We start from the raw sequence: 22,169 nt of genomic DNA, 5'->3' as shown, positions 1-22,169 counted from the left end.
CGGTCAGATTGAGCAGGAATGAAGGGGGCTTTAGCCAAAATTTATTAAATACCCGGGGTTAAATGACCACTACCAAGTGCAATAATTTTGCCTGAAGCCACTTGCATTGCTACATTATCCGCCCCCTAAAGGGGACGGCAATGAAGATAAAGCAGCGGCGATTTTCATTGCCGTTTGGCTTTAGCCAACGGTCAGATTGGGCAGGAGCGAAAGGGGCTTTAGCTAAAATTTATTAAATACCCGGGGGTTAACGTCAATGGCGCGTCTTATCCGGCCAGCATTTCAACATATTTATTACATTGTTTGGCAGGTAAGGGCTATTGCACAGTAAACCGCATTCCCTATTTTTATAAAAATTTTTACGTGATCTGATTCCTTGAATACCACCATCACAAAACCGCGCTTTATGAAAATAAGAGCCTTAATTAGCTTAACCATACTGTCTGCTAACGTTTGCTTCGCGCAAACAGCGCCTAAGTCCGATATCGGCACCATTCGCCAAAATCTGAATAAGATGCAGGTACTGGGCAGCGTACTATACATAGCCGCCCACCCTGACGACGAGAACACCCGCCTGTTGGGCTACCTGGCGCAGGAGAAGCATTACCGCACCGGCTACCTGGCCCTTACCCGTGGCGATGGCGGCCAAAACCTGATCGGGAACGAGCAAAGCGAACTGCTGGGATTGATACGCACGCAGGAGTTATTAGCCGCCCGCCGTGTAGACGGCGCCGAGCAATTTTTTACCCGCGCTAACGATTTTGGCTTTAGTAAAGGGCCGGAAGAGACCCTGAAGATCTGGGACCGCGAAAAGATATTGAGCGATGTGGTTTGGGTGATCCGCAAGTTCCGTCCCGATGTGATGATCTGCCGTTTCCCGACGACCGGCGAAGGCGGTCATGGGCACCATACCAGTTCGGCCATTTTAGCGCAGGAAGCTTTCACCGCGGCAGCCGATCCGAAACGTTTTCCCGAACAACTGAAATACGTACAGGTATGGCAGGCCAAAAGGTTAATGTGGAACACCTTTAATTTTGGCAGCGCGGTTACCACAGCCGAGAACCAGTTTAAATTTGACGTTGGTGGCTACAACCCGCTGCTGGGCAAAAGCTACGGCGAGATAGCCGCCGAAAGCCGCAGTAACCACAAAACACAGGGCTTCGGCTCGGCCGCGCAGAGGGGAACATCGTATGAATATTTCCGCACCATTTTAGGCGATGCCCCCAAAACTGATCTGATGGATGGCGTGAACACCACCTGGGGCAGGGTTGATGGCGGCGACGCGATAGCCGCCGAAATGGCAGATATAAAAAAAGGGTTTGATGATGAGCACCCGGAGAAGTCGGTGCAAGGCTTGGTTCAAATTCTTGAAAAGGTTAAAAAAATAAAAGACCGCTATTGGCAAGACCAGAAAACTGCAGAGTTGAGTGAATTGATACTTTCTTGTTCTGGGTTGTGGGTGGAGAGTTATGCAGCGGCTCCTACTTATGCTCTTGGAGAAAAAATGTCTGTAAGGACACAAATTATTAAGCGAAACGATGTCCCGGCAAAAGTGTATGTTATTAATTATTTTCCGGCATCCACAGATGACAAGAATTATAACTTCACAGTCAATACAATGATGCCAGTTGGCGAAAATGCCGATCTGCCATTAAATAGCGTAAAGTCATATGATCAAACCTTATTAGCTACAACTGCAATAACGCAACCCTATTGGTTAAAAAAGTCGCATCCTATCGGTACCTATTTTATAGATTCATTAGACGATAGCGGTTATACGGATCAAAAAACACGACCAGAAAATAACCCGTATCTAAACAGGATCTCCTTTAAAATATTCGAAAAAGAAATTACGGTTGATCGGCCTATTAAATACAAATACGTAGACCCCGCCAAAGGCGAGATCTACCAGCCTGTAGAGATCACCCCACCCATCATTGCCAACCTGGCCAGCCCGGTTTATGTGTTCAATGGCAAACAGCCCAAGGTGGTGCAGGTAAAACTGAAAAGCTTTGTGGCGGGCAGCGGCAGCATTCGTATGCAGGCCATCCCCAGCTGGAATATCAGCCCGCTACAGGTGCCGTTTACCAATAAAAATAAAAACGACGAGTGGACCGCCGAATTTGTAGTTAGCCCGACCGATAACCAGCAAAAAAGCGCCGAACTGGTGGCTGTGGCCGAGATCAACGGCAAAACATCGTCGCTGGGTATACAGCGTATCCATTACGACCATGTACCGAATATCACCCTGTTCCCGCCCGCGCAGGCTAAGCTGGTAAGCATCGACCTGAAGATAAAAGGCGGCAGCAACAAGATCGGTTACATAGCCGGTGCCGGCGACCTGGTACCCGAAGCCCTTAAACAGGTAGGCTACGATGTGCACATGCTCACCGAGAACGAGATCATGAACACCGACCTTTCGGGCTACGATGCCATCATTACCGGCGTACGCGCTTATAACGTGAACCCGCGCCTGGTAGTAGAGCAACCCAAACTGCTGGAATATGTGAATAAAGGCGGCAACCTGGTAGTGCAGTACAACACCTTCAATACTTTGGTAACCAACCAAATTGGCCCGTATCCGTTCCGCGTGGTGAATGAACGCGTAACCGACGAAACCGCCAAAGTTACCTTCACCAAACCCAATAGCCCGGTACTGAACTTCCCCAACAAGATCACCCCGGCCGATTTTGATGGCTGGATCCAGGAACGTGGCCTTTACTTCGTCAGCGGCATCGACGCTAAATATGAGGCCCCGCTGGAAATGAACGACCCCGGCGAAGCGCCCAAAAACGGTTCGCTCATCACTACCGAATATGGCCGCGGCAGGTTTGTATACACTTCGTTAGATTTCTTCCGTGAACTGCCGGCCGGTGTGCCGGGCGCATACCGGCTATTTGTTAACCTGATGAGCGCGCCGCCGAAGCCGGTGAAGTTGAAAAAGGAGAAGTAGGCCTTTTGACCTATGCCATGGGGGGTGAAACCTTGAGTGTTCGAAACCTTTTCCAGTTCCCTCTCCCGGGAGGGGTGCGGTTGGTTGTGTTGTGGCAGGGAGGGGTTTATTGCGCTTGATGAAACCCCTCCCTCCACCCTCCCTATGGGAGGGAATCGCACATCCCCTACGCTCTTTCCAGGGGGCTGAAACTCATCGCAACGATTGCTATTTCTTCCGCTTCAACTCATCAGCAAATATCAACACCACACTAAATACCCCACCAAGCGCCAGGCCGGCGGATGCGCCACGGATCCAGGGTGTCCACGAAGTATGGAAAAATTCGGATATGACGAATAGCACCGCCGAAATGGCCAATAATACCAGTGTTCGCTTAACTTTATTATCCATCGCGGCAATATATGCTTTTTTAAAGTTAAAATTCCGTATTTTTGCACCTCAAAAATTGAGGCGAATACACTGATGTACAAGGAATATAAGCAATTAAACTTATCGCAAACAGGTAAAGACGTACTGGAATTCTGGCAGCAGAATAACATCTTCGAAAAAAGCATCAGCAGCAGGCCGGCCACCAACCCTTATACTTTTTACGAAGGGCCGCCCTCTGCCAATGGCATGCCGGGCATTCACCACGTGATGGCACGTGCCATAAAGGATATTTTTTGCCGTTACAAAACCCTTAAAGGTTACCAGGTAAAACGCAAAGGCGGCTGGGATACGCACGGCTTGCCAATTGAGCTGGCGGTTGAAAAATCGCTGGGCATCACTAAGGATGATATCGGCAAAAAGATCTCGATAGAAGATTATAACGATGCCTGCCGCAAAGAGGTAATGCGCTATACCGACGTTTGGAACGACCTCACCGAAAAGATGGGTTACTGGGTCGACCTGCAAAACCCCTACATCACCTACAAGAACGAATACATCGAAAGCCTTTGGTGGATACTGAAGGAACTGTATAAAAAAGGCTGGCTGTACAAAGGTTATACCGTACAGCCATACTCGCCTAAATCGGGCACGGGCTTAAGCTCGCACGAGCTGAACCAGCCGGGTACTTATAAAATGGTAAAGGATACTACCATTGTGGCCCAATTCCATTTAAAGAACGATCAGCAGCACCCGCTGATGCCGACCCTGTTCGAAAGCGCTGATGAGGATACCGTTATCCTGGCCTGGACCACCACCCCGTGGACGCTTCCATCAAACTGTGCCCTGGCCGTTGGCGAGAACATCGACTATGTTAAAATTGCCACCTTTAACCCTTATACTTTCCAACCTGTTAGCGTAGTGCTGGCTAAAGTACTGGTACCAAAATACTTTAAAGCCGAAGGCGAGAACGCATCGTTTGCCGATTATAAAGAAGGCGACAAAGTTATCCCATGGACCGTTAAAGCCGAGTTTAAAGGCAGCGCCCTGGTGGATCTGCGTTATCACCAACTGATGCCTTACGTAACTAACGCAGAGTTAGAAGCCAAAGCATTCCGTGTGATACCTGCCGACTTTGTAACTACCGAAGATGGTACCGGCATTGTGCACACCGCATCTGTTTTTGGCGCGGACGACTTTAGGGCCTGTAAAGAGAACGATGTGCCATCGGTAATGGTACTGGATGAAACAGGCAAGGAAGTACCGCTGGTAAATAAGCAGGGCAAATTTGTAGATGAAGTAACCGACTTTGCCGGTTATTACGTTAAAGAAGAATACTATACCAAAGAAGAACGCGAAGCACCGGGCTTTAAAGCTACCGACGTACTGATATCCATTAAGCTAAAAACGGATAACAAAGCGTTCGACGTTAAGAAATATGAACACAGCTACCCGCACTCGTGGCGTACGGATGAACCGATACTTTACTATCCGCTGGATAGCTGGTTCATCAAAACAACCGCCGTTAAAGATAAGCTGGTAGAACTAAACAAAACCATCAACTGGAAGCCGGAATCGACCGGTACTGGCCGTTTTGGTAACTGGCTGGAGAACCTGGTTGACTGGAACCTGTCGCGTTCGCGCTACTGGGGTACCCCGCTGCCTATCTGGCGCGAGGAAAATGGTTCGGAAGAAAAATGTATCGGTTCGATAGAGGAACTGAACAAGGAGATAGAACAGTCTATCGCCGCGGGCTTTATGCCTGCCGGTTTTAAGCTGGAAGATATGCACCGCCCTTATGTGGATGATGTGGTGTTAACATCAGCCAATGGCAATAAGATGTTCCGCGAACCCGACCTGATCGACGTTTGGTTCGATAGCGGCGCTATGCCTTACGCACAATGGCATTTCCCATTCGAAAATAAGGAACAATTTACCGATGCCTACCCGGCCGATTTTATTGCCGAAGGTGTGGATCAAACCCGTGGCTGGTTCTTTACCCTGCATGCTATAGCCGTAATGCTTAGCGAAGCCAGCGACGAGGTAAAAGCTGTTAACAGCCTGGTGGGTAACAAAGGCGTGGCCTTTAAGAACGTGGTATCAAACGGTTTGGTGCTTGACAAGAACGGCAACAAAATGTCTAAACGTTTAGGCAATGCTGTAGAACCTTTCGAGACCATCGAGAAATATGGTGCCGATGCGGCCCGCTGGTACATGATCAGCAACGCCTCGCCATGGGATAACTTGAAATTCAACATCGAGGGTTTGGACGAGGTGCGCCGTAAATTCTTCGGTACGCTGTATAATACTTACTCGTTCTTCGCGCTGTATGCCAATATCGATAAGTTCAACTACAGCGAGGCCGAGATTAAAATATTAAAGCGACCGCAGATAGATCAATGGATTATTTCAATGCTAAATACTTTGAGTAAAGATGTTGATGCCTATTATAAGGATTTTGAACCCACCAAAGCGGCAAGAGCAATACAGGAATTTGTAGATGAACATTTAAGTAATTGGTATGTACGTTTGTGCCGTCGTAGATTCTGGCGCTCAGATATCCCGAGTGATAAATTATCGGCATATCAGACACTTTATACTTGTCTCATTACGGTATCAAAACTAATGTCTCCGATTGCTCCTTTTTTTGCAGATCAATTATATAAAGACCTTAATTCGGTTACTAAAAAAGAAGCATTTGAGTCGGTACATTTAACCTCTTTTCCAATTTATGAAATTCCTAATAGAAAAAGAAATCCATTAATAAATGGAGCTATAAAGGAGAAGATGCAATTAGCACAAGAAATATCTTCCCTTATATTATCGATAAGAAAAAAAGTTGGCATTAACGTTCGTCAACCTTTATCTAAAGTATTAATTCCCGTACTTAGCAAAAAGAGAGAAGCTCAAATCCATGAGGTTAAAGAACTGATATTATCTGAGACTAACATAAAAGATATTTGGTTTATACACAGTACATCCGGCTTAATTAAAAAGAAGGTCAAAGCAAATTTTAAAATTTTGGGCCCTAAAGTCGGGAAAAACATGAAGCCTATTGTTGAAGTGATTAATAATCTAAGTCAACAACAAATAGAAATCTTGGAACATAAAAAGAAATTAAAAATTGAGTTCAAAGTGGATGAGGAAATATCGCCGATTCCTCTTTTTTCAGATTTTATGCTTTTGAGGTCCGATGTAGAAATCATTGCCGAGGACGTTCCGGGCTGGCAGGTTGCAAATTTAGGCAAACTAACCGTGGCTTTAGATGTTACCTTAACCAACGAATTAAAACAGGAGGGAACATCGAGAGAACTAATTAACCGGGTACAAAACCTGCGTAAAAACAGCGGGTTTGAAGTTACCGACAGGATAAATGTTACACTTGGCAATGCAGAACATATCCGCGAAGCCGTAACTAATAATTTATCCTATATTTGCGCCGAAATTTTGGCGGACACTATCCTGTTTAACAACACTTTAACCGAAGGCGAAAAAACAGAGATAGACGGAATTGAAATTGTAATTGTTATAAATAAAATATAATGAAAGAAGAAACCGCAAAAACCAGGTATTCTGACACAGAACTGCAGGAATTTAAAGATATCATCCTTGAGAAATTACGTATTGCCAAAGAGGAGCTGAACAGCCTGGCTTCATCATTAAGCAATCCTAACGCCAATGGTACCGACGATACTGCCGGTACTTATAAAACTTTGGAAGACGGTTCGGCTACCTTAGAGAAGGAATCTATCAACCAGCTGGCTGCCCGTCAAAAAAAGTTTATCGAGCAGTTAGAGGCCGCTTTGGTTCGTATCCAGAATAAAACCTACGGCATTTGCCGCGAAACCGGTAAGCTGATACAGAAAGAACGCCTGCGCGCCGTGCCGCATACTACGCTGAGCATGGAAGCTAAAATGAAACAGTACTAAATGAAGATAGCTTACGTAAAGCCTTTCTTAGTTGCGCTGATCATTATTATTATCGACCAGGTTATCAAGATCTGGGTGAGGCAACATATGTACATTGGCGAAGAAATTCGGTTTATGGGTAGCCGCGGTATGCTGCACTATACCGAAAATAACGGCATGGCCTTTGGCTGGGAAATTGGCGGCATAGCCGGTAAACTTGCGCTCACCATCTTCCGTATAGCCGCTGTGGCCGCTATCGGTTACGGTGTGTATTACCTGGTGCAACACAAATATCACCGCGGTTTAATTATGAACGTGGCGCTGATATTTGCCGGCGCAGTAGGTAACATTATCGATTCGACATTTTACGGCGTGATATACAAATATGCCCCCATTTTCCAGGGCCGCGTGGTTGATATGTTTTACTTCCCGTTGATCAGGGGCACCTATCCATCATGGTTTCCGTTCTGGCATGGGCAGTATTTCGAGTTTTTCCAGCCGGTATTCAACTTTGCCGATGCCTCGATCTCGGTAGGCGTTATCGCCATCCTGATCTGGCAAAAACGTTACTTCAAACACGAGAAGGTGGAAGAACTGAGTTTGAATAGTGAGGTGGTGGAGGAATAGTCGGAAAGACCGGAAGTCGGAAAAGTCCGAAAGACATATAAAGCAAGAAAGCCGCGTTAAGCGGCTTTCTTATTTTAATCGCAAGGGGCAAACGGGTCAATAAACTTATTCTTTCGGACTTTTCCGACTTCCGGTCTTTCCGACTATTCTTCTATCTTTACCCCCCATGAAACCAGCCGAGATCAATACCAAATGGAAAGCCTTGCAGGAACGCATTGCGGCCGATTTTGACACCGATATACCCGATATAAAAGTGATGCTGTTCCTGATTGGCGTACAGGAACTGGGCCAGGGGCCGCGTAAATTCAGCAAGCGCCAAAAAGAAGAGCTGATGCATATTGCCACCTGCAAACTGTTCAGCCTGATGGGCTTTTACGAACTGGAGGGCCTTGACCAGGATGGCTGGCCGCACTGGAAACTGGTGAAACCCATCCCTAACTATACCTTGCTGGAGCAGGAGATGAATATGAAATCACTCATCATCAATTATTTTGAGGAGATGGATCAGTAGCATCCAAACTTAAGGTGGTACCATTTTTATAATTTAACTGCATATCTTTAGGCTAAAGCCATCTCCTTTCCTTATTTATCTGTTGGCTAAAGCCAACGGCAATGAATTGTTATATTTCATTGCCGTACCATTTATGGGACGGATAGTGTAAAATGCTAATGGGCTTTAGCCCCAAACAGCATGCTTTAAATAATTCCCCATGGTCAAATAATTGTAATTTGGGTATCGCATTTGTATATTCATGCCATATTTAAGCCAGCCAAAAGATCGTTGATGAAAAAAGTAATTACCCTTTGCTTAGTCCTGTTTTTAGGCGTAGCTACGGCATTTGCCAAACCGCCGAAAAATCAATATGTGCGCATTAAAACCAGTTATGGGCAGTGCATCATCCGCCTGTATAACGAAACGCCAAAGCACCGCGATAATTTTATTAAGCTGGCCAAAGAGGGCTTTTATAACGGTACACTATTCCACCGCATCATTCAAAATTTTATGATCCAGGGTGGCGACCCGGATTCAAAAAACGCTAAACCCGGCCAGGCTTTGGGCGAGGGCGATTTGAAATACCGTGTCCCTGCCGAGTTTAACGATACCTTATTCCATAAAAAAGGCGTGCTGGCTGCTGCGAGGGATAATAACCCCGAAAAAGCATCAAGCGCATCGCAGTTTTACATTGTGGAAGGTAAGCGCTATACCGATGAAGACCTGGACAAACTGGAGCAAGGCCGCCTGAAAGGCTTTAAAGTACCCGAATGGCAGCGCGAATGGTACCGCAGCGTTGGCGGCACAGCCCAGCTAGACCATGGCTATACCGTTTATGGTGAAGTAGTTTTTGGCCTTGATATGGTTGACCGTATTGCGGCTGTTAAAAAAGACGCCAAAGACCGCCCGCTGGCAGATGTGCCTATGACGGTGGAAGTGCTGAAAAGACGTGAGTGCAGGCGCATGGATAAGTTGACAGGATTAAGGAAATAAACAAGCATTCAACCAATTCGTCATCCTGAGCGATAGTGAAGGATCCCAAACTATACAGATCTGCTCTGCATGTCGGGGATCCTTCACTATCGCTCAGGATGACGGTTCTATTTAAATATGAAAATAATTACCTATAACGTTAACGGCATACGTTCTGCCATGAATAAAAACTGGCTGGCCTGGCTACAGGCTACCGATGCCGATGTGGTTTGCCTGCAGGAAATTAAGGCCACACCCGATGTACTGACCGACCTGCACCTGGTTGAGCAATTGGGCTACCAGCACTATTGGTTCCCGGCTGAAAAGAAAGGCTATAGCGGCACGGCTATCCTTACCAAACGCACACCCAAACATGTGGAATACGGTTGCGGCATTGCCGATTTTGACCGCGAAGGCCGTAATATCCGGGTAGACTTTGATGATGTATCTGTCATGAGCGTATATTTTCCTTCAGGATCAAGCGGTGATGAGCGACAGGTGTTTAAATACCGCTTCCTGGATGAATTTGGTAAATACCTTACGCTACTAAAAGTGGAACATCCCAATTTGGTGGTTTGTGGCGATTACAATATTTGCCACCGCCCTATTGATATCCATAACCCAAAATCGAACGCTAACTCATCAGGTTTTTTGCCCGAAGAACGCGAATGGATGGAGCAATTTGTAGAATCGGGCTTTATAGATACCTTTCGCCACCTGAATAAGGAACCGCATAACTATACCTGGTGGAGCTTCCGCGCCAATTCCCGCGCTAAGAATTTGGGCTGGCGTATCGATTATACCATGGCCAGTTTGCCACTGGAGTCGCGCATTAAACGGGTAGCGATATTATCTGAGGCAAAACATTCAGACCATTGCCCGGTATTGCTGGAGTTGGGGCCGGCTGAGTAGTCCCCCCCTTCCCTCACAAATCATCATCCTGAGCATAGCGAAGGATCCCAAACTATACAGAGCGCCTCTGCTTATCGGGGATCCTTCGCTATGCTCAGGATGACGAATAAGGTATAAAACAACAAAAGCCGCGTTAAGCGGCTTTTGTTTATATCATTTGCACATCTGCATATGCGCACATCTGCACATTAAATTACACCCCCAACAACAACCTTGCAGGGTCTTCCAGCAATTGTTTAACACGTACCAGGAAGCTTACCGATTCGCGGCCGTCGATGATGCGGTGATCGTACGACAGGGCCAGGTACATCATCGGGCGGATAACCACTTGTCCGTTTACGGCTATAGGGCGCTCAACAATGTTGTGCATGCCTAAAATGGCCGATTGCGGCGAGTTAATGATTGGTGTCGACATCATCGAACCGAACACACCACCATTGGTGATGGTGAACGTACCGCCGGTCATTTCTTCAAGGGTCAGTTTGTTCTCGCGGGCTTTGCCGGCCAAAACAACAATGGCTTTCTCAATCTCGGCCAGGCTCATGCTATCGGCATTGCGGATAACCGGAACCACCAGGCCTTTAGGAGCCGATACAGCGATAGAGATATCGGCAAAGTTGCTGTATACGATCTCTTCGTTCTCTATGCGCGCGCCAACAGCTGGCCATTCCTTCAAAGCCTCGGTAACGGCCTTGGTGAAGAACGACATAAAGCCTAAGCCAACACCGTGTTTCTCTTTAAATTTATCTTTGTATTTACCGCGCAGTTCCATAATTGGCTGCATATCTACCTCGTTAAAGGTGGTCAGCATGGCGGTCTCATTTTTAACGGCTACCAAACGGCGGGCTACGGTTTTACGCAGGTTCGACATTTTTTCGCGTTTCTCGCCACGGGCATCAGGTTTTGATGCAGGAGCGGTAACAGCTGGTGTAGCAGGCGGAACCGGGATCTTGGTTGGCGACGGAGAAGGCGCGGTTTGCGGGTTCTCGTTCACTTTATCGGCAGTGATCGCGTCGGCTTTGGTGATTCGGCCGCCAACACCTGTACCTGTTACAGTAGCGGGGTCAACGCCTTTTTCGGCCAATATTTTACCGGCAGCAGGCGATGGTGTACCCGATGCATAAGATGTAGTAGCTGTTTGAGTGGCAGTATTTGTAGTTGCAGTGGCAGCTGCACTTGTGGCAGCAGGAGTGCTATTGCCGTTATTTACTGCTACTGCAGTCCCACCGGTAATGCTGCAAACTACAGCGCCAATAGCTAAGGTATCACCTTCTTTGGCAATGGTTTTCAGGGTACCGGCTTGTTCGGCGGTCAATTCAAAAGTAGCCTTGTCCGACTCTAATTCGGCAATGGCTTCGTCCATCGCTACCTGGTCGCCGTCCTTTTTGATCCAGCGCGACAGGGTAACTTCCGTTATCGATTCGCCAACGGCTGGCACTTTAACTTCAATGGTAGTAGCAGTTGCAGCGGTAGGGGCAGCGGCAATTGGTGCTGGAGCGCTATTGGTCATCACAGGGGCGGTGGCAGGAGTGCTACTGCTACTTTCTGCTGCCACTGTTGTCGCAGCGCCTTCGTCTATCTTAGCTACCGGGGTACCAATGGCTATCGTGTCGCCTTCGGCTACCAGGGTGGTTAACGTACCGGCCTTTTCGGCGGTTAATTCAAAAGTAGCTTTGTCTGATTCCAGCTCGGCTATCACCTCGTCCATCGCCACCACATCGCCGGTCTTTTTCTTCCAGCTTGAAAGTGTTACTTCGGTAATAGATTCGCCTACCGCAGGAACTTTGATCTCTAAACTCATATTTTTTGGGTTGATAAGTTAAGTGGTGAGTAGTGAGCAGTCAACGTATTCAACTTAGTCAACCACTCACTATTCACAAATTATTTAGTCGGCAGCTACGTGGGCCATTTTAGCCGTGGTAGCGTTTACTTTCTCTTTAGTGGTTTTACCAACAGGCGCGTCAAACGCTTTGCTGATAATATACAGTTGCTGCGATGTATGCTGCTTAGCGTACCCGGTAGCTGTGCTGGCGCTTTCCTTACGTGATATCACATCCAGTTGCAGATCGTTATTGCGGAATTTACGCAGCATGTATGGCCATGCGCCCATGTTCTCCGGCTCTTCCTGTACCCAGAAAAACTCGGTAGCGTTGCTGTATTTGGCCTTGATCTTTTGCATCTGTACAACAGGTGTAGGATATAGTTGCTCTACACGAACAATGGCTACATCCTTGCGCTTATCCAGTTGTTGCTTGTCCAATAATTCGTAATAAAGCTTGCCCGATACAAACAGTACGCGTTTTACCTTTTTAGCATCAACGTAGTTATCGTCTATCAGTTCCTGGAACTTGCCTTCGGTGAAATCTTTCATTGGCGATACGCAGGCCGGGTGGCGCAGCAAACTCTTTGGCGAGAATACCACCAGTGGTTTACGGAAATCGCGCTTCAATTGGCGGCGCATCATATGGAAAAAGTTGGCCGGGGTGGTAACGTTAGCTACCTGGATATTGTTATCGGCGCAAAGCTCCATAAAGCGTTCTATACGTGCCGATGAGTGCTCGGGCCCCTGTCCTTCAAAGCCGTGCGGTAATAACAGCACCAGGCCGTTACCGCGTTGCCACTTAGTTTCAGAACTGGCGATATATTGATCGACAATGATCTGCGCGCCGTTCAGAAAATCGCCAAACTGGGCTTCCCAAATAGTTAAGGCATTGGGGTTGGCTAAAGCGTACCCATATTCAAAACCCAATACGCCATATTCAGACAGTAACGAATTGTAGATGCTGAACTTAGCTTCGGTATCCAAAGTATCCAGCGGGGTGTATTCATCTTCCGAATCAACCAGTGTAAGTACAGCGTGACGGTGCGAGAAAGTACCTCGCTTAACGTCCTCGCCGCTTAAACGTACCGGGTGGCCATCTTTTAATAACGAACCGTAAGCCATTTGCTCGCCCATGGCCCAATCGAATATCTTCGTATCGGTCACCATTTTGCGGCGGTCTTCAAACAGTTTCTCTATCTTTTTAAAGAAAGCTTTATCCTTAGGCAATTCGGTAATTTTCATACCGATCTCGGTCAGTTCTTTTTCCGAAATAGCGGTATCCTGTGTAGCGGCCACTTCTTTATCGGTAGCCAGGTGCAGGCCCTGCCATGCGCCAAGGAACATCGGTTTGCTTTCCAGGAAACGATCTTCTGATTTACTTTCGTCAAGGTCTTTTTGCAGTACCGCGCGGAAATCAGTCTCTACTTTTTTAGCGCCTGCATCATCCAGTACGGCCTCGCCTATCAGCTTTTGCTTGTAAATTTCCAGCGGGTTAGGGTGTGCCTCGATAGCCTTATATAATACCGGCTGGGTAAATTTAGGCTCGTCCGATTCGTTGTGGCCGAAACGGCGGTAGCACAGGATATCGATAAACACATCGCCGTTAAATGTCTGGCGGTATTCCATCGCCAGGTTAATTACGTAGGCCAATGCCTCAACATCGTCGCCATTTACGTGGAAAACAGGGGCCAGCACGGTTTTAGCCACATCGGTACAATAAGTGCTCGAACGGGCATCTTTATAGTTGGTAGTGAAACCGATCTGGTTATTAATTACCAGGTGGATGGTACCGCCGGTACGGTAGCCGTCCAGCTTTTCCATTTGCAATACCTCGTAAACAATGCCCTGGCCGGCAACAGAAGCGTCGCCATGTATTAATATAGGTGCTATTTTATTATAGTCGCCGTTGTATTTAAAGTCGATCTTCGAGCGGGTCAAACCTTCCACCACCGGGTCAACTGTTTCCAGGTGCGATGGGTTAGGGCAAAGGCTCAGGTGTACTTTTTTGCCCGACTGGGTAGCTACGTCGGTAGAGTAGCCCAGGTGATATTTCACATCGCCGCCGTGCGATGAATCCTCGTCGTAGTTCTTACCCTGAAATTCCGCGAAGATCTCTTTGTACGATTTCTCCATGATATTGGCCAGCACGTTCAAACGGCCGCGGTGCGCCATACCGATGGTAAATTCTTCGATACCCAGATCAGCACCGTTAACGATAACCGAGTTAAGGGCCGGGATCAGCGCTTCGGCACCTTCAAGCGAGAAACGTTTTTGACCCAGGAACTTGGTACCCAAAAAGCTTTCGAAGATAACCGCCTGGTTCAGCTTGTTCAGCATCTGCTTTTTTTCATCGGCAGTAAAGTTTGGCGTGTTACGCTTTGGCTCCATACGCTCCTCAAACCATTTAACTTTGATGGGGTTACGCATGTATTTATATTCGGCGCCAATGGTTTGGCAATAGGTATCTTCCAGCATCTGGCGGATATCGCTCAGTTTGGCTGGCCCCATGCCCAGTTCTACACCCGCGTTAAATACGGTATCCAGGTCGGCATCGCTCAGTCCGAAAGTTTCCAGTTCCTTACCGGGAAAGTATTGCCGGCGCTCGCGCACCGGGTTGGTTTTTGTGAACAGGTGGCCGCGCGAACGGTAGCCATCTATCATGTTCAGTACGTTAATTTCCTTCAGCACGTGCTCGGGGGTTGAACCCGCTGCTCCTGTTGCTGCGCCATCGGCGCTCTGGCCGAATTCAAAACCTTCAAAAAATTTCTGCCATCCAAAATCAACCGATTCAGGGTCTTGTTGGTATGCTCCGTATAATTCGTTGATATAGGCCGCGTTGCCGCTATTGATATAATTTAGACGATCCATGTAGAAACTGATCTGTAAAACACTACAAAACTAAAACATTTAAATCGAACGCTGAAAAGAATTATTGTATAAATGACGTAAATAAACACAAAATAATGCCTGTTTATCAATATCAAACAATAAAAAATACCGTTTGGTTTATTTTATACCAATACACTATGATATTCAATATGCCGTAGAGCCACATATTTGTGGCTTTTTTTTGATAAAGGTTAAATAGATCTGTCGGGAGCCACAAATATGTGGCTCTACAAAAGGCGCCCCGGATTATAAAACTTCAAAACAATAACCCGCCTTAGCCCAATGTTCCATCGCCCGCGGCAAAACATATTCCAGCCGGGGGAACGCTTTTAAACTATCATGAAATACAATTATCGATCCGTTCCCGGTGTGCTTCAGCACATTTTGCAGGCAGGCATAGGGTGCTAACTGTTGGTCGAAGTCGCCGCTCAGCACATCCCACATGATCACATCCAGTTGCGGGTTAAGCGATTTCAGCTTTTTCACCTGCGATCGTTTGGCCCTTCCATATGGCGGCCGGAACAGGTTGGTATGCAGCAATTCATCGCATTTTTTAAAATTGGCAATGTAAGTTTTATCATCGGTATCCCAGCCTTTCAGGTGATTATAGGTATGATTTCCGATGCGGTGACCATCATCTAATAATTGTTTGTATATTTCGGGGTGCTTAGTTACGTTATCGCCAATGCAAAAAAATGTGGCGCGGGCATTATGCTGTTTTAAAATATTTAAAACAAACGGTGTAACAATCGGTATGGGTCCGTCGTCAAAGGTGAGATAAATGCAATGGCTGTCGCGGCCTTTGTGCCAGGTTAGGGCAGGGTACAGCTTTTTAAGCAACCAGGGAGTTTTAACCAGGTACATATTGCAAAGTAAACTAAAAAAGCGCCATAACGTAAACAAATATCACACCGGCAAAGCGGTATTTAAGCCCAGGCCAGGAAATATATAGCAATGAAACAACTATTATTAACAGTTAAAAAAACCGGCATTTGCGCCCTGCTTTTAGGGGGGATAGCGTTATCGGCTAATGCGCAACAGGTAATTGGCCTGCAAAAAGCGGTTGACCTTGCCCTGCAAAACAACCTTACGGTAAAGCAATCGGCGTTTAACCAGCTTTTTGACGAAGCTACTTACCAGCAGTCGAAAAACAACCAGTTGCCGGGCCTGTCGGGGAGCGTTAACGCTTCGCAAAGTTTTGGCCGTGCTATCGACCCTACTACCAACCAGTTCAACAACAGCCGCAGCATTTTTAGCTTAAGCCCGGGCATCAACTTATCGATGATCCTTTTCCAGGGCGGGGCATTGCGCAATACCATTATTCAAAACCGCTTACAGGTAGAGGTTGATAAATCGAACACCACGAAAATAAAAAACGACCTTACCTTAAACGTAATTATCGCTTACCTGCAAATTTTAACCAATCAGGACCTGGTTTTGGCAGCGAAGCAGCAAATTGATATTTCTAAAATAAACCTGGACCGCACCGATAAAACGGTAAAGGCCGGCAACCAAACCATGGCCGATCTGTCGCAGGCTAAGGCGGGCCTATCTACTGCCGAATATAACTTAACCAACGCGCAAAACCAGCTGGATATATCCTTTTTAACACTAAAGCAATATATGGAGATGCCCGCTTCAACACAGATCGCGGTTGAAAGGCCCGATATCAGCAAGTTTACCGACGTGAAAACTGCTTTTAATGCTAACGATGTTTTTAAAACAGCCGCAAGTGTAAACCCGGATGTAAAACTGGCCGAAGCACAACAGGCTGTGGCGGCACAAGGTATAAAAATAGCCAAGGCATCGTTCTATCCTACGCTTAGCCTGGGTAGCGGCATGTCATCAAACTATTCTAACTTACAGCCAACCCGCCAGATCATCGACCCTGCCACAGGCGTGGTTAGCACAGTGCCTTATACTTTTGGACAAAAGCTAAGCGATAACTTTTCGCAAAGCGTAGGCGTAGGGTTGCAGATCCCGATCTTTAGCAGGTTTAACGCGCGTACCAACGTAAAGAAAGCCACCATCAGCTATAAAAATGCCGAGATAAATACACAGATAGCGAAAAACAATTTATCAAAAATTATATACCAGGCAGTGCTTGACGCGCGTGGAGCGGCAAACCAATACATTTCGGCACAGCAAACGTACCAGGCCAATAAGGATGCGTTCAATGTGATCCAGCTGCGTTATAATGTTGGTTTGGAAAACTCGCTGAATTACAATACTTCCTTAACTAACCTGAATAAATCGCAGTTCGATATGATCCAGGCGCAATATAATATGATCTTCCGCAGCAAGGTTATCGATTATTATTTAGGCAACCCTATCACATTATAATTTTAAAAGAACAAAACACAATCACATTCCAATGGGAAAGACCACTAAATACATTTTATACGCAGTTGGCGGCTTTATTGTGCTGTTAATTATCGGCAAGATGACCGGCATCATCGGTCAGGCTAAAAAAACGCAGATAGCCACCGAAAAGGCCGAGACCCGCGTTATTAACGAAACCGTATCAGCCAGCGGCAAGATAAAACCCGAGGTTGAGGTGAAGATTAGCTCGGAAGTATCGGGCGAGATCGTGGAGTTGCCTGTTAAAGAAGGCGACGTGGTGAAGAAGGGCCAATTACTGGTGCGCATCCGTCCGGACATTTTAAAATCGGGTTACGACCGCGCCGTAGCATCGTACAATACCCAAAAAGCAAACGTGGGCAATACCACCCAGATGCTTAACCAGGCCAAAGCTAATTTCGAAAACTCGGAAGCCAAATACAAGCGCGCCAAAGAACTGTATGATCAGAAGGTATTAACCGCGGCCGAATTTGACGCCGCTAAAGCTGATTATGCCGCGTCAAAAGCGGGTTTGGAAGCAGCCAAACAAAACGTAACCGGCTCTACCTACGGCCTGGCCCAGTCGGCCGCTTCGGTTAAGGAAGCTAACGATAACCTGGCTAAAACCAGCATTTTCGCGCCTGTTGATGGTGTGATATCAAAACTGTCGGTTGAAAAAGGCGAGCGCGTATTAGGTACAGCGCAGTTTGCCGGTACCGAGATCATGACCATATCCGACCTGAGCAAAATGGACGTTAACGTTGACGTGAACGAGAACGATATTAACCGTGTTGTTTTAGGCGATTCATCAAAAATTGAGATCGACGCGTTTCTGGGTAAAAAGTTTGCCGGTATAGTTACCGAAATAGGTAGCTCGGCCAATGTGGTAGGCACTAATGCCGACCAGGTGACCAACTTTACGGTTAAGGTGCGTATCGACCCGGCATCGTATACCGCGCTGATCAATAAGGATGCAAAGAACCCATCGCCTTTCCGCCCGGGTTTAACCGCTACTGTTGATATTCAAACCAACCGTACTACCTCGCTTTCGGTGCCTATTCAATCGGTAACCACCCGCGATGATAAGAAACCTGGCGAAGGGGTTGATAAATCTAAACCGGCCGACGACAAGAAGACAAAAACCGCCAACGCCGCCGAAGTAAAAACCTATGTGTTTGTTTACGAAGCCGGCAAAGTAAAGCAGGTGCAGGTAACCACCGGCATACAGGATGATACCTATATACAGGTACTAAGCGGCCTGAAGGGTGGCGAGGAAGTGGTATCGGCGCCGTTTGAGGCCATTACCAAAACACTGAAGGATAAAATGGAGGTGGAAAAGGTAGATAAATCTAAACTGTTCAGCACCGACAAGAAATAAATTTAAAGGCGAAAGCCGAAAGGTAAAAGGCGAAAGGTTTCCGGACTTTTCGCCTTTTTTGCTTTTAAAACCTTTTAGGTTTTGCATTTCTGCATTAAGCTAAAATTTTCCTTACTTTGTTCTCCCGTTTTAAAACAATAGTAAGCGGGCAGTGATTTTATTTTAATGCACACAACTAAAAATACCATAGCCGTTATAGGTGGGGGTAGCTGGGCTACAGCCAACGTGAAAATGCTGGCCGATAACAGTACGCCCAAAGATATATACTGGTGGATGCGCAACGGCGAGGCGGTTGAACACCTCACCAAATTCAGGCATAACCCGCGGTACTTAAGCTCGGTAGAAATTAATGTGCCGGCACAGCACATCAGTACCGATCTGAAGGCGATGTTAGCCCAGGCTGAATTTGTGCTGCTAAATGTGCCCGCCGCTTTTTTAAAGGATGCCCTGTCGGGGATTACCCCGCAGGACCTGGAGGGTAAAAAGATCGTATCGGCCATTAAAGGTATCGTGCCAGATGAGAACCTCATCATCGGCGAGTTTTTGAACCAGCGTTATGGTATACCCTTCAACAACCTCCTTGTGTTAAGCGGCCCCTGCCATGCCGAGGAGGTGGCACTGGAGAAGTTATCGTACCTAACCATCGCTTCACCCGATACCGAGCTGGCTGCCCGCTTTGCCGGGATGATAGATACCCGCTACATTAAAACCATCGTATCCGACGACATCTACGGCACCGAATACAGCGCCGTACTGAAGAATATTTATGCTATTGCCAGCGGCATTTGCCATGGTTTAGGTTATGGCGATAATTTCCAGGCGGTGCTGATCTCAAACGCCATACGTGAGATAGAGCGCTTTGTGGAAGCCATACATCATATCGATCGCGACATTAAAGAGTCGGCCTATTTGGGCGATTTGATGGTGACCGCCTATTCGCAGTTTAGCCGCAACCGTACCTTTGGCAATATGATAGGCAAGGGCTACACCGTAACATCGGCCCAGTTGGAGATGAACATGGTGGCCGAGGGCTATTATGCAGTAAATTGTCTACACCAGATCAACAAACAGCACAATGTATATATGCCTATTTGTAATGCTGTTTACAATATTTTATACCAAAAACGCTCTCCGTACAACGAAATGAAACATTTGGCAGAAAATTTGAGTTAGTTATACCATAACTGAATTAAAATTGCCTGTTATGAAAAATGTGTTCAGAACCGTGATGTTCGCGGCAAGCTTATTTGCTGCCGGCCAAACACACGCCCAAACTCACCAGGACTCTACCCTGGGCCACAAGATCAATAAAACTGCTAAAAAGGTAGGCAACGCCACAGCCACTACGGCAAAAAAGGTGGGCAATACTACCGCTGCTACTGCCAAAAAAGTAGCCAATAAAACCTCAGAGTTGGCCGCCAAGGGCGATGCCGCCGTTATCGACCAGAAAATGGATGGCAAGGTAGCGCCCAACGGAGAGACCGTTTACATTAATAACAAAGCACAATATTATTACGTAAACAAGAAAGGGCACCGGGTTTACCTTAAAAAATCTCAGCTGATAGATAAACCCTAATGTTAAAAATACGTCTTAAAGATATTAAACAGATAAAGCCGCCTTTTTTAGGCGGCTATTTTAGAGCAGATACTGCCATATGAAAACGTTCATCCTGATATTTATCCACCTGGCATCGGCAACTGTGCTGTTTATTGGTTCGTGCGCGCATTCGCCGAAAAATAAATTAAAAGGCGATTGGAAAACAAAGGATGGCAGCACCAAACTCACCATCACCGACGATAAATTTACCGAAAATGCTGGATCGCCCGTTACCGAAGACTACTTTATGAAGGGCGATACCATCTACACCTCCTTCGAGGGTAACCAGCCATTTACCAAATTTGTAGTACAAAAGGTAGATGACCATAACCTAAGCCTGCTTTACCCGGATGCGATAAAGGTGGATTTTGTACGCTAAGCCTTTCTGGTCCCATCCCGGTATTATTGCTTTTTTTCCGGCAAAAAAATTAATATCCTCATTATTAGGTTTTATAAATTAAAGCTTCGGCGCGCTACACTAAATAATTAGTTGCCCCGTTCTGTTCTTTTCAAACTAAAACCTATAAAAATCATGCGCAAATTATTATTAGCATTTGTTATTGTAACAGCAGCCTTAAACGCAAAGGCACAAACCGAAAAAGGGACGCTTTATTTAGGCGGCAGCGTATCTTACTTTAATCAAAAAAGCAACACGAGTGGCTCCTATTTTTATCAGAATCAGCAATTGAATGTAAAGCCAACCATTGGGATGTTCGTGGGTTCTAAATGGGCAATTGGTATTACACCTATGTATAGTTATTATAAAGATTCGTCGTTTACCCAGGGGCCGGGCTACACATCGTCTACTTTAAGCAAATCAAAAATGCTGGGCGGCGGTATTGATGTGCGGTATTATATTACCTTAGGGCAGCAATTTGCCTTTTTTCCGCAGTTTAATGGCTCGTACCTCACATCCGCAGGCCATAGCAACTCTCCAAACACCGATCATGTTTTCTCTGCGGCAATAAGCCCCAACTTCGCTTTTTTTGCAACTAAAAAAATAGCCGTTAACATGGCTTATGGGGCATTGTTATATCAGCAGGGCCGTTCTTTTTCGCAAGTTAGCGGGCCTGCAACCAAAACAGAGATGTTTGGTATCAGCGCCAGCGGTGGTGTTAGTTTGGGGGTAAGCTATCATTTTACAAAATAACCGTCGGGAAAAGCGTATTTAATAATAAATTCGCTTTTCCACCGGCTTATGTCTTTCCAGTTAATTTTAGATAACGTATCCAAACACATCCGGCTTACCGAAGCCGAAATGGAATTGTTCACCTCGTACCTGCTGCCAAAAAAGTTAAAAAAGAAGGAGCTTTTATTGCAGCAGGGCGAGGTTTGCAAATACTCGGCCTTTGTAACTTCGGGTTGCCTGCGCGGATACAGTATCGATAAAAACGGTACCGAGCACGTCCTCAGCTTTGCCCCGGCCGATTGGTGGATGGCCGATATGTACAGCCTCATCAGTCAGCAACCCGGTGTGTTGAACATCGAGGCGCTGGAAGAAACCGAAATGCTGCTGCTATCTAAAGTAAACCAGGAGAAGCTTTACGCCGAGATCCCCAAGTTCGAACGCTTCTTCCGTATCCTGGCCGAAAAATCCCTCGTAGCCAATCAACAACGCCTGATAGACCGCCTTAGCCTGACCGGCGAGGAGCGGTATAAGATTTTCTGCAACCGCTACCCTACGCTTATCAACCACCTGCCGCAAAAGCAGATTGCTGCTTATATTGGGGTTAGTCCGGAATTTTTGAGCAGGGCACGGGCCGAGATGGCAAAAGCGCGGTAACGCACACACACATCGTCAATAGCGAGGAGCGTAGCGACGTGGCTATCCCCGGTTCGAAGGTAAATCTTGCATAATGTCTCTGCTCATCGGGGATAGCCACGCTATCGCTCGCTATGACGTACAGTTTAA

At 46.6% G+C, this 22,169-nt stretch carries 18 protein-coding genes; 14 read left to right on the top strand and 4 right to left on the bottom strand.

What is annotated here, in order from left to right; all coding sequences use genetic code 11:
* Positions 1-406 precede the first annotated feature (406 nt).
* Positions 407-2,953: a PIG-L family deacetylase gene (locus tag HQ865_RS22515; protein ID WP_173417067.1), complete on the top strand. Its 2,547-nt coding sequence runs from the start codon at positions 407-409 to the stop codon at positions 2,951-2,953.
* Positions 2,954-3,160: 207 nt separating this feature from the next.
* Here the strand turns inward: HQ865_RS22515 and HQ865_RS22510 are convergent, their stop codons facing one another.
* Positions 3,161-3,343: a hypothetical protein gene (locus HQ865_RS22510; RefSeq protein ID WP_173417066.1), complete on the bottom strand. Its 183-nt coding sequence runs from the start codon at positions 3,341-3,343 to the stop codon at positions 3,161-3,163.
* Between the two features lie 72 nt (positions 3,344-3,415).
* Between HQ865_RS22510 and ileS the strand changes: the two genes are divergently transcribed.
* From ileS to HQ865_RS22480, 6 genes are all read left to right on the top strand, one after another.
* Positions 3,416-6,862 (top strand): isoleucine--tRNA ligase, encoded by a 3,447-nt coding sequence (gene ileS, locus HQ865_RS22505; RefSeq protein ID WP_173417065.1) that lies wholly within the window; start codon positions 3,416-3,418, stop codon positions 6,860-6,862.
* The gene (locus HQ865_RS22500; protein ID WP_173417064.1) at positions 6,862-7,248 is read left to right on the top strand and encodes a TraR/DksA family transcriptional regulator; all 387 of its coding nucleotides are present in this window, start codon (positions 6,862-6,864) and stop codon (positions 7,246-7,248) included. Before ileS ends, HQ865_RS22500 begins: the two co-directional genes overlap by 1 nt.
* A complete protein-coding gene (locus HQ865_RS22495; protein WP_173417063.1) occupies positions 7,249-7,854 on the top strand; it encodes a lipoprotein signal peptidase in 606 nt (201 codons plus the stop codon).
* Between the two features lie 166 nt (positions 7,855-8,020).
* Positions 8,021-8,365 carry a hypothetical protein gene (locus tag HQ865_RS22490; RefSeq protein WP_173417062.1) on the top strand — a complete coding sequence of 115 codons (345 nt, stop codon included), beginning with the start codon at positions 8,021-8,023 and terminating at the stop codon, positions 8,363-8,365.
* Positions 8,366-8,638: 273 nt separating this feature from the next.
* Entirely contained in the window at positions 8,639-9,340 is a 702-nt protein-coding gene (locus tag HQ865_RS22485; RefSeq protein WP_173417061.1) for a peptidylprolyl isomerase, read from the top strand.
* Between the two features lie 117 nt (positions 9,341-9,457).
* Positions 9,458-10,231 (top strand): exodeoxyribonuclease III, encoded by a 774-nt coding sequence (locus HQ865_RS22480; RefSeq protein WP_173417060.1) that lies wholly within the window; start codon positions 9,458-9,460, stop codon positions 10,229-10,231.
* 193 nt (positions 10,232-10,424) lie between these two features.
* On the opposite strand, the gene odhB is transcribed toward HQ865_RS22480, so the two are convergent.
* The 3 genes from odhB to HQ865_RS22465 form a co-directional block, all read right to left on the bottom strand.
* Positions 10,425-12,032, bottom strand: a complete 1,608-nt coding sequence (gene odhB / locus HQ865_RS22475) for a 2-oxoglutarate dehydrogenase complex dihydrolipoyllysine-residue succinyltransferase (RefSeq protein ID WP_173417059.1) — start codon at positions 12,030-12,032, stop codon at positions 10,425-10,427.
* A gap of 84 nt (positions 12,033-12,116) precedes the next feature.
* Positions 12,117-14,921: a 2-oxoglutarate dehydrogenase E1 component gene (locus HQ865_RS22470; protein ID WP_173417058.1), complete on the bottom strand. Its 2,805-nt coding sequence runs from the start codon at positions 14,919-14,921 to the stop codon at positions 12,117-12,119.
* A 267-nt stretch (positions 14,922-15,188) separates the two neighbouring features.
* Positions 15,189-15,806, bottom strand: a complete 618-nt coding sequence (locus HQ865_RS22465) for a polysaccharide deacetylase family protein (protein ID WP_173417057.1) — start codon at positions 15,804-15,806, stop codon at positions 15,189-15,191.
* Positions 15,807-15,896: 90 nt separating this feature from the next.
* On the opposite strand from HQ865_RS22465, the gene HQ865_RS22460 reads away from it, so the two are divergent.
* From HQ865_RS22460 to HQ865_RS22430, 7 genes are all read left to right on the top strand, one after another.
* Positions 15,897-17,285, top strand: a complete 1,389-nt coding sequence (locus tag HQ865_RS22460; RefSeq protein ID WP_173417056.1) for a TolC family protein — start codon at positions 15,897-15,899, stop codon at positions 17,283-17,285.
* A gap of 31 nt (positions 17,286-17,316) precedes the next feature.
* A complete protein-coding gene (locus HQ865_RS22455) occupies positions 17,317-18,660 on the top strand; it encodes an efflux RND transporter periplasmic adaptor subunit (RefSeq protein ID WP_173417055.1) in 1,344 nt (447 codons plus the stop codon).
* A gap of 165 nt (positions 18,661-18,825) precedes the next feature.
* On the top strand, positions 18,826-19,833 hold the full coding sequence (locus tag HQ865_RS22450) for an NAD(P)H-dependent glycerol-3-phosphate dehydrogenase (RefSeq protein WP_173417054.1): 1,008 nt from the start codon (positions 18,826-18,828) through the stop codon (positions 19,831-19,833).
* Between the two features lie 31 nt (positions 19,834-19,864).
* A complete protein-coding gene (locus tag HQ865_RS22445; RefSeq protein WP_173417053.1) occupies positions 19,865-20,236 on the top strand; it encodes a hypothetical protein in 372 nt (123 codons plus the stop codon).
* Positions 20,237-20,315: 79 nt separating this feature from the next.
* Complete coding sequence (locus HQ865_RS22440; RefSeq protein WP_173417052.1) at positions 20,316-20,636, top strand: hypothetical protein; 321 nt, start codon at positions 20,316-20,318, stop codon at positions 20,634-20,636.
* Between the two features lie 153 nt (positions 20,637-20,789).
* Positions 20,790-21,407, top strand: coding sequence for a hypothetical protein (locus tag HQ865_RS22435; RefSeq protein ID WP_173417051.1), 618 nt, complete (start codon positions 20,790-20,792; stop codon positions 21,405-21,407).
* A 48-nt stretch (positions 21,408-21,455) separates the two neighbouring features.
* Positions 21,456-22,040 carry a Crp/Fnr family transcriptional regulator gene (locus tag HQ865_RS22430; protein WP_173417050.1) on the top strand — a complete coding sequence of 195 codons (585 nt, stop codon included), beginning with the start codon at positions 21,456-21,458 and terminating at the stop codon, positions 22,038-22,040.
* The last annotated feature ends 129 nt before the right edge of the window (positions 22,041-22,169 follow it).

The sequence above is a fragment of the Mucilaginibacter mali genome (assembly GCF_013283875.1).
Classification (GTDB): Bacteria; Bacteroidota; Bacteroidia; order Sphingobacteriales; family Sphingobacteriaceae; genus Mucilaginibacter; species Mucilaginibacter mali.
This window is presented reverse-complemented; position numbering and strand designations above follow the sequence as displayed.